Raw genomic sequence first — 7,722 nt, forward strand, 5'->3', positions numbered from 1 at the left:
TCGCCGGGCGGCACCCTGCTCTGTCATGAGCTCTGTCGTGAGCTCTGTCGTGAGCTCTGTCGTGAGCGGCTAGACCGTGGCGTGGCCGCGGACGAGCCTGCCGACCTCGGCGCGCAGATGCACGAAGTCGGGGTGCTCGCGGGTGCTGATCTGGTCGCGCGGGGCGGGCAGGTCCACCTTCAGGTCGCCCACGACGTGCGCCGGCGCCTTCGACAGCACGACCACCCGGTCTCCCACGTAGACGCTCTCGTCGATGTCGTGGGTGATGAGCACGATCGTCATCTGGTGGTGGCCGCGCACCTTCAGCACCAGGTCTTCGAGGTCCTCCCTGGTCTGGGCGTCCACCGAGCCGAACGGCTCGTCCATGAGCATCAGCGTGGGCCGGTAGGCCAGCGCCCGCGCGATGGCGACGCGCTGCTGCATGCCGCCGGAGAGCTGGAACGGGTATTTGCGCCCGGCGCCCTCCAGGCCCACCGACTCCAGCGCCTCCTGGGCGGCTTCGCGCCGCCGGCGCTTGTCCATGTTCTTGCGGCGCAGCGGCAGCGCCACGTTGTCGGCGACCGACATCCAGGGGAACAACGAGCGGCTGTAGTCCTGGAAGACCACGGCGAGGTTGTCGGGCGTCTGGCGGACCAGGTTGCCCTCGACCTTGACCTGCCCGCCCGTCGGGGTGATCAGGCCGGCGATGGAGCGCAGCAGTGTGGACTTCCCGCAGCCCGACGGGCCGACGATGCAGAGCAGTTCGCCCTCGGCGACGCTCAGGTTGAGTCCTTCGATGGCGTGGTGCGCGTTGGGAGTACCGCCGCCGTACACATGGGAAAGGTTCTCTATCTCGAGCAATGGAATTCCTAGGGGGGCGAGACCGCGGGCAGTGCGGCAACTCTTTCAGAGCCGGAAATGACTCTAGCGGAGCGGTAAATGATGGACATGTCAGTCAGGTAACCCTATTCAGGGCGCGATCTTACTCTCGCCGGAACGTCACGGCCATCGACCGTTCACACACTCCAGGACTCCCTTTCGTTGAGGGCGCGCACGTCCGCGTCGGAGATGCGCCGCTGCGCGCCCGCCATGGCGGCCAGCTCCTCCTCGGTCAGCACGTCGCCGATCTCGGTGAACCCGTGGGGCGCGCGCTCGGTCACCAGCGTGACCGTCTCGTCGATGGGCAGCGCCCGGTGCGCCAGCACCAGCTTCGACGTGGGCTCGCGGCGCTCCTCCTCGTACGCCGCGAGCGCGCTTTCCGGGTCGTCGTACGTCGCCAGGCACCTGGCCAGCACCCGTGCGTCGAGCACCGCCTGGGACCCGCCGTTGGAGCCGATCGGGTACATCGGATGGGCGGCGTCGCCGAGCAGCGTCACCCGTCCGCGCCCCCATTGCGGCAGCGGATCACGATCGACCATCGGATATTCGAGTATCCGGTCGGTGGCGGAGAGCAAAGCATGGATGCCGGCGGGGCGGTACTTCCATGACGAGAAATGCGCCAGCACCTCCGCCAATCTTCCCTCGCGGTGCCAGCCGGCCTCGGGAACGGCTCCTGGCTCGCCCACCTTCACCTCGGCCACCCAGTTGATCAGCCGCGGATTACGCGCCGAGATGTGATAAGTGACGAATTTCCCGGCCCGGTTGGAGCCGCCCACCAGGACGGTGGCGCCGTCCAGGATGGGCTCGCCCTCGGCCACCCCGCGCCACATCCGGATCCCCGACCACAGCAGCGGGCCGCCCTGCGGCCACAGCCTCGCCCGCACCGCCGACTGCACGCCGTCGGCGCCGACCAGCACGTCGGCCCGCTCCTCGACCACCCGGCCGCCCTCGCGCAGCGTGACGCGCACGCCGTCGCCGTCTTGTGCGAGGTCCTCGAACCTGACGCCCGTGCGCACCGGCACGCCCCGCTCCTCGACCGCCGCGAGCAGCGCGAGCTGCAGCTCACCGCGGTGCACGCTGTATTGGGGCCACCGGTAACCCGCCGACCTGCCGCGCGGCAGGGCCAGGATGACGCTGCCATGCCGGTCGGCGAAGGTCATGAAGGTCGTCTCCACGCCCAGCTCCGCCAGCACGCCGCCGAGACCCAGCTCGGTCAGCTCGCGTACGGCGTGGGGCTGCAGATTGATGCCCACGCCGAGCGGTCGCAGCGAGCGGGCCGCCTCCACCACCACACAGTCGAGCCCGGCGGCGTGCAGGCTCAGCGCCGTGCTGAGCCCCCCGATGCCGCCGCCCACGATCATCGTCCGCACCTCAGGGACTCTAACCGACGAGGTCCCTGGCGGCGTGGTGCCAGGCGAGCACGCGCCGCTCGACGACCAGGAACAGCTCGTTGAGCAGGTAGCCGAGGATGCCGAGCAGCACGATCCCGGCCCACATGGCGGGCAGGTCGAACGTCGAGTACGCGTCGGTGAGCTGGAAGCCGATGCCGTTGGTGGTGCCTGGCAGCAGCTCGGAGAAGACCATGACGATCAGTGACAGCGACAGGGCCAGCCGGAGCCCGGCGAACATCTTGGGCAGCGCGGCGGGCACGACCACCCGCAGCAGCCGCTCGGCCCGCGACAGCCGGAACGCCTGGCAGGTCTGCAGGTGCAGCGGTTCTACCGAGCGGGCCCCGTCGGCGGTGTTGAGCAGCACCGGCCAGACGATGCTGAAGACGATGAACGCCAGCTGCATCCGCATCCCGAAGCCGAACACCACGAGGAACACCGTCACCAGCGCGGGAGGCGGGATGGCGCGCAGGAACTGCAGCACGCCGTCGAGGTAGTCGTACACCCGGGCCGACAGGCCGATCGCGAGGCCGAGCAGCACCCCGGCGAGCGCGCCGCCGGCGAAGCCCAGCGCCATCCTGCCCAGGCTGGGCAGGATGTTGCCGATGGCCGCGTCGGTCAGGAAGAGCGTGGCGGGGGAGCCGGAGAACCACATGGCGTGCATCCGGGTCACGATCGTGCTCGGCGTCGGGAAGAACGGGCTGGCGGCCAGCAGCGTGGCCACCTCCCACACCGCGATCAGGCCGGCCAGCACGAGGACGCGGAAGACGGCCGTACGCATGCCTCTCCTCCTCATGCGCGCTCCCCGAGCTGCTCGTGGTGCCAGCGGAAGGCGCGCCGCTCCACCCAGACCAGCAGGGCGTTGACGGCGACGCCGAACAGGCCCACCCAGAACACCCCGGCCAGGATGTCGGTCATGCGGGCGGGCACCGCGATGCCGGCGAAGAAGATGAACACGCCGATGCCCTCCCCGCGTCCCGCCACGATCTCGGTGCTCACGGTGAGGATGAGCGCCACCCCCGCGGCCAGCCTGACGCCCGTGAGGATGAAGGGCGCCGAGCTCGGCAGGCTGACGCGCAGCAGCACCGACAGGGGGCCGAAGCCGTACGAGCGCAGCGACTCCTTGGCCAGGGGGTCGACGCCGCGCAGGCCGTACATGGTGTTGTAGAGGATCGGCCAGAGCGAGGCGTAGACGACGAGCGCGACACGGTGCTGCAGCCCCGTGCCGATCACCAGCGCCACCAGCGGGATCAGCGCGACCGACGGGATCGGCCGCAGGAACTCCACCACCGAGCGGGTGGCCGCGTCGATGATCGGCACGCTGCCCAGCAGCAGGCCGAGCGGCACCGCGAGCACGGCCGCCAGGCACAGCCCGATCGCCCAGGCGAGCGCGCTGGTCAGGGCGTGGGCCTGGAAGGCGGAGTCGGCCAGCAGCGTGACCGCGCGGGCGACGATCTCGCTGGCGGGGGGCAGGAACTCGGGGTCGGCGAGCCCTGTCCTGCTGAGCAGCTCGATCAGCGCGGCGAAGGCGAGCGCCCCGGCCGCCCGGCGCGACCACCGGGTGGCCGGCGACGCCGGGCGGGCGGGGGACAGGGTCTGGGCGCTCACCCGGACGTGGTGGGCGACATGAGCGTCTTGACGTCGATGGCCTTCGTCAGCCACTTGGCCTCCAGCATCCAGTCGGCCACCCGCTGGAGGCGGACCGGGTTGTCGTTGCTGGAGAAGTAGGGGAAGGTCACCGTGGCGGCCGTGGCCGCGTCGATCTGCGTGAAGTTGGGCAGCACCTTGGCCACGACCTCGCGGTTGTTGGCCATGAGCTTGCCCGCGTTGTGGATGGCCCGCTGGAAGGCCGCGGCGGTCTTCGGGTTCTCGTCGTACCACTCCTGGGTGCCGACGTAGCCGGAGATGGGGAACTCGGCCGCGGGACCGGAGGCCGGGTCGAGGATCTTGCGGGCGCCCATGGTGGCCGTGGCGGCGGTGACCATCGGCTCGCCGAGGTAGGCGGCGTCGATCTGGCCGCCCTTCCACGAGGGCATGATGTTCTGGAACGTCACCTGGACGTACTTGATGGTGGCGGGGTCGACGTTGTTGGCCTTGAGCACCTGGGTCAGGGCCAGTTCCTGGAAGTTGTGCAGGACGTTGACGTTGATCGTCTTGCCCTCCAGGTCCTTCGGCGTCTTGATGGGCGAGTCGGGCAACGCCATGATGCTGAGCGAGTCGGGGGCCGCGCGAGAGCCCTCGGCCAGGATGCGCAGCTTCAGCGCCTGCTTGTCATGGGCGGCGAACATCGACACATAGTTGCCGAACATCGCGTCGATCTCACCCTTGACCAGCATGGGAATGGCTTCGGGAGCCGCCTGGACGACCTGCGGGGTCACCTCCAGGCCCTCCTTCTCGAACAGGCCCTGGTCGATGGCCACGTAGATGGCGGCGCTGTCGATCGCCGGCAACGTGGCGATCTTGAGCTGGGTCTTCTCGAGCCCACCCGCCGCGTCTGCGGACGGAGGGGCGCTGGTGTTCGGGTCGCCGCCCGAGCTGCACGCCACGGCACCGAGCGTCAAAGCGAAGCCGATGATGGCGGCCCTGGCGGAACGGCCAAGCCTCATGTCAGGGACTCCCTTCGGATGGAGCCAGGGGGGAACCGGGCGGCTTTCTGCTCCCGGGGGCTGTGTGCCTGACGCACAACAGAGATCGACGGTAGCACCAATTGCCGGTCATTTATCGGAAAGCAGACACTTGAGGTTGCAATGTCTGTTTGCCGCTCTATCGTGAAATTTTGGCGGCCGTACGAGATCTTGACGTTTGTCTGTTTTGGGAAAGGGGTGTCAGCCGGGACTTCCGTTACTCATGATGCCGGTCGTTCGATCTCTGTCCGCGAGTCGGGAGGTGGCTCGTGGAACGATCTCCTCTTGCCTGTTTCCGCTGGTCGTAGGTGGTCTACCGATTCTGTCATATTTTCTGGACATCTAGGGACAAACACCTCATCGGGGCACTAGTAGTGGTTGGCCCTTCCCCACCCGTGTGCTCAAATGACGCTTATCTCGATATGTCGCCGTACGAAATGTGCCCAACCTGCAATACCGCTGGTCCACCCGAGAATTTCCCTCAAAGGGCGAGAGGTTGCGAAGGCAAGTGAGAACGCAGAACGCTGAAGCTTCCGCTGACCGCGAGCCGCACGGCCGTCAGAAGCGACGGCTGTCCAAACCTTCCTCCGGCAGGTTCGGACTGGGGAACTGGCATGTCCGGTCGCGCCTCATCGCGCTGATCGTCGTGCCCACCGCCGTCGCCGTCGGCCTGGGCGGGCTGAACGTCATCACCTCGCTCAGCGATGCCCGCACCTACCAGACCCTCAGAGAGGTCGCCGAGCTCAGCCAGCAGCTCGGGGCCGTCACCCACGAGCTCGGCTTCGAACGCGACGAGACCGCTCTCTACATCGCCCAGGGCCGGCCCGAGAACCGCGAGGCACAGCTGCGCACCACCTACAGCCAGGTGAACGGCCTCATCGACGAGGCCAAGCAGCAGGCCAACGCACTCGGCGAGACCCACGGCGAGGCCGTGCGCCCGGTGCTGCGCCGGCTGGAGGAGATCCCGACGCTGCGCGAGACCGCGGTCAACGGCAAGATCCAGCCACTGCCGATGATCAGGAAGTACTCGGAGATCATCTCGGCGCTCCTGCAGTTCCACGACCAGGTGGGCCAGGTGGCGGTGGACGACGAGGTGGCCGACTCCGCCAGCGCGATGGCGGCCATCTCCAGGGCCAAGGAGCAGGCGTCCAAGCAGCGCGGCATCCTCGCCAGCGCGCTGGACAAGAAGGGCTTCGACAGCGGCGAGCTGGACGCGCTCACCGACGCCAAGTCGCGAGAGGAGAGCGAGGAGACGCTCTTCGCCACGCTGGCCACCCTCGACCAGCTCGAGCTCTACCGCAACACCGTCGTCGGCAGGGACGTCGACCAGACCGACCTGTTCCGGCTGCGCGCGATGGCGCAGGCGACGGAGGGCAGCGAGGAGCTGAGCATCGGCGGCCGAGCCGACCGCGACGTGGGGACCTGGGTGGACGTCAGCACCGGCAAGATCGACGCGCTGCGCACCGTGGAGCGTGAGCTGTCGTCCTCGGTCATCCTGCGGGCCAGGGGCCTGGAGGAGGGCGCCAACCGCTCGGCGATGATCTCCGGCGGGCTCATCCTGCTGCTGCTGATCGTGGTCATCGCGATCATCTCGCTCATCGCCCGCTCGCTCATCAGGCCGCTGCGCCGGCTGCGCCGCGAGGCGCTCGACATCGCGGGGCAGCGCCTGCCGGAGACCGTACGGCAGCTGCGCGAGAGCAGCGACGGCACGATCGGCCCCGTCGCGCCCATCGGGGTGGACACCCACGACGAGATCGGCGAGGTCGCGCGGGCCTTCGACGAGGTGCACCGCGAGGCGGTCCGGCTTGCGGGGGAGGAGGCGCGGCTGCGCAGCAACGTCAACGCGATGTTCGTGAACCTGTCGCGGCGCAGCCAGACGCTGGTGGAGCGGCAGATCACCCTGATCGACGGGCTGGAGCAGGGCGAGCAGGACGAGCAGCGGCTCGGCAACCTGTTCAAGCTGGACCACCTGGCCACCCGCATGCGGCGCAACAGCGAGAACCTGCTCGTGCTGGCGGGCCAGGACCCGCCGCGCCGCTGGAGCCAGCCGGTCAAGATCGTGGACGTGGCCCGCGCCTCCCTGTCGGAGGTCGAGAGCTACGAGAGGGTCGTGCTCCAGGTGCCCGACGGCGTCTCGGTGGCCGGCCAGGCCGTCAACGACGTCATCCACCTGCTCGCCGAGCTGGTCGAGAACGCGCTGTCGTTCTCGCCGCGCGAGACCAGGGTGACGGTGTCGGGCAGCAGGATCGACGGCGGCGGCGTGATGCTCTCCATCACCGACTCCGGCATCGGCATGACCCAGGAGGAACTGGTCGCCGCCAACGAGCGGCTGATGGAGGCGCCCAGCGTGGACGTCTCCGTCTCCCGCCGGATGGGCCTGTTCGTGGTCGCCAGGCTGGCGCACCGCCACGGCATCCGCGTCCAGCTCCGCCCGCACAGCTCGGGCGGCCTGACCGCGATGGTGCTCATCCCCGAGAACATGCTCGGCTCCCAGGCGCCGAACTTCAGCGGCATGCCGTCCTTCTCCGGCAACCAGCCGCCGGCCCTGGCGGGCGCGGCGAGCGGCGGGCCGCGAGGGGACGAGCCGTACTCGGGGCCGCATCCCGCGCCGCCCGCCACCGACTGGCCGCAGCCACCCGCGGTGCAGTACGGCCCAGGCCATCCGTCCTTCCCGTCGAGCCCGGAGTTCGGCTCCGGCTGGCCGTCGCCCAACCCGGAGGGCTCGGCCAGCTGGAGCCCGCCCCCGCAGGGCCAGGACGCCGGATGGAGCGCTCCGCCCGGCCAGGACGCCGGCGCGGGATGGGGCTCGCCCCCGTCAGGAGCGCCGGGCCAGGACCCCGCCTGGGGCGCCA

6 protein-coding genes are annotated in these 7,722 nt (G+C 69.5%); 1 reads left to right on the top strand and 5 read right to left on the bottom strand.

Annotated elements, in window-relative coordinates; all coding sequences use genetic code 11:
- Nucleotides 1–69: 69 nt before the first annotated feature.
- The 5 genes from ABZW11_RS25120 to ABZW11_RS25140 form a co-directional block, all read right to left on the bottom strand.
- The gene (locus tag ABZW11_RS25120) at nucleotides 70–813 is read right to left on the bottom strand and encodes an ABC transporter ATP-binding protein (protein WP_355421433.1); all 744 of its coding nucleotides are present in this window, start codon (nucleotides 811–813) and stop codon (nucleotides 70–72) included.
- A 182-nt stretch (nucleotides 814–995) separates the two neighbouring features.
- On the bottom strand, nucleotides 996–2,219 hold the full coding sequence (locus tag ABZW11_RS25125; protein WP_355421454.1) for a flavin-dependent oxidoreductase: 1,224 nt from the start codon (nucleotides 2,217–2,219) through the stop codon (nucleotides 996–998).
- A gap of 19 nt (nucleotides 2,220–2,238) precedes the next feature.
- On the bottom strand, nucleotides 2,239–3,027 hold the full coding sequence (locus tag ABZW11_RS25130) for an ABC transporter permease (RefSeq protein WP_355421436.1): 789 nt from the start codon (nucleotides 3,025–3,027) through the stop codon (nucleotides 2,239–2,241).
- Between the two features lie 11 nt (nucleotides 3,028–3,038).
- On the bottom strand, nucleotides 3,039–3,854 hold the full coding sequence (locus ABZW11_RS25135) for an ABC transporter permease (RefSeq protein WP_355421439.1): 816 nt from the start codon (nucleotides 3,852–3,854) through the stop codon (nucleotides 3,039–3,041).
- On the bottom strand, nucleotides 3,851–4,852 hold the full coding sequence (locus tag ABZW11_RS25140) for an ABC transporter substrate-binding protein (RefSeq protein ID WP_355421442.1): 1,002 nt from the start codon (nucleotides 4,850–4,852) through the stop codon (nucleotides 3,851–3,853). Before ABZW11_RS25140 ends, ABZW11_RS25135 begins: the two co-directional genes overlap by 4 nt.
- 664 nt (nucleotides 4,853–5,516) lie before the next feature.
- On the opposite strand from ABZW11_RS25140, the gene ABZW11_RS25145 reads away from it, so the two are divergent.
- Nucleotides 5,517–7,722 (top strand): nitrate- and nitrite sensing domain-containing protein (locus ABZW11_RS25145; RefSeq protein ID WP_355421445.1); only part of this gene is annotated, 2,206 nt, incomplete at its 3' end.

The sequence above is a fragment of the Nonomuraea sp. NPDC004580 genome (assembly GCF_040609855.1).
GTDB lineage: Bacteria > Actinomycetota > Actinomycetes > Streptosporangiales > Streptosporangiaceae > Nonomuraea > Nonomuraea salmonea.

Bases quoted from the DNA above. Each gene is read 5' to 3' on its own strand.
- ABZW11_RS25140 (WP_355421442.1), bottom strand. From the start codon at position 4,852: ATGAGGCTTGGCCGTTCCGCCAGGGCCGCCATCATCGGCTTCGCTTTG.
- ABZW11_RS25130 (WP_355421436.1), bottom strand. From the start codon at position 3,027: ATGCGTACGGCCGTCTTCCGCGTCCTCGTGCTGGCCGGCCTGATCGCG.
- ABZW11_RS25125 (WP_355421454.1), bottom strand. From the start codon at position 2,219: ATGATCGTGGGCGGCGGCATCGGGGGGCTCAGCACGGCGCTGAGCCTG.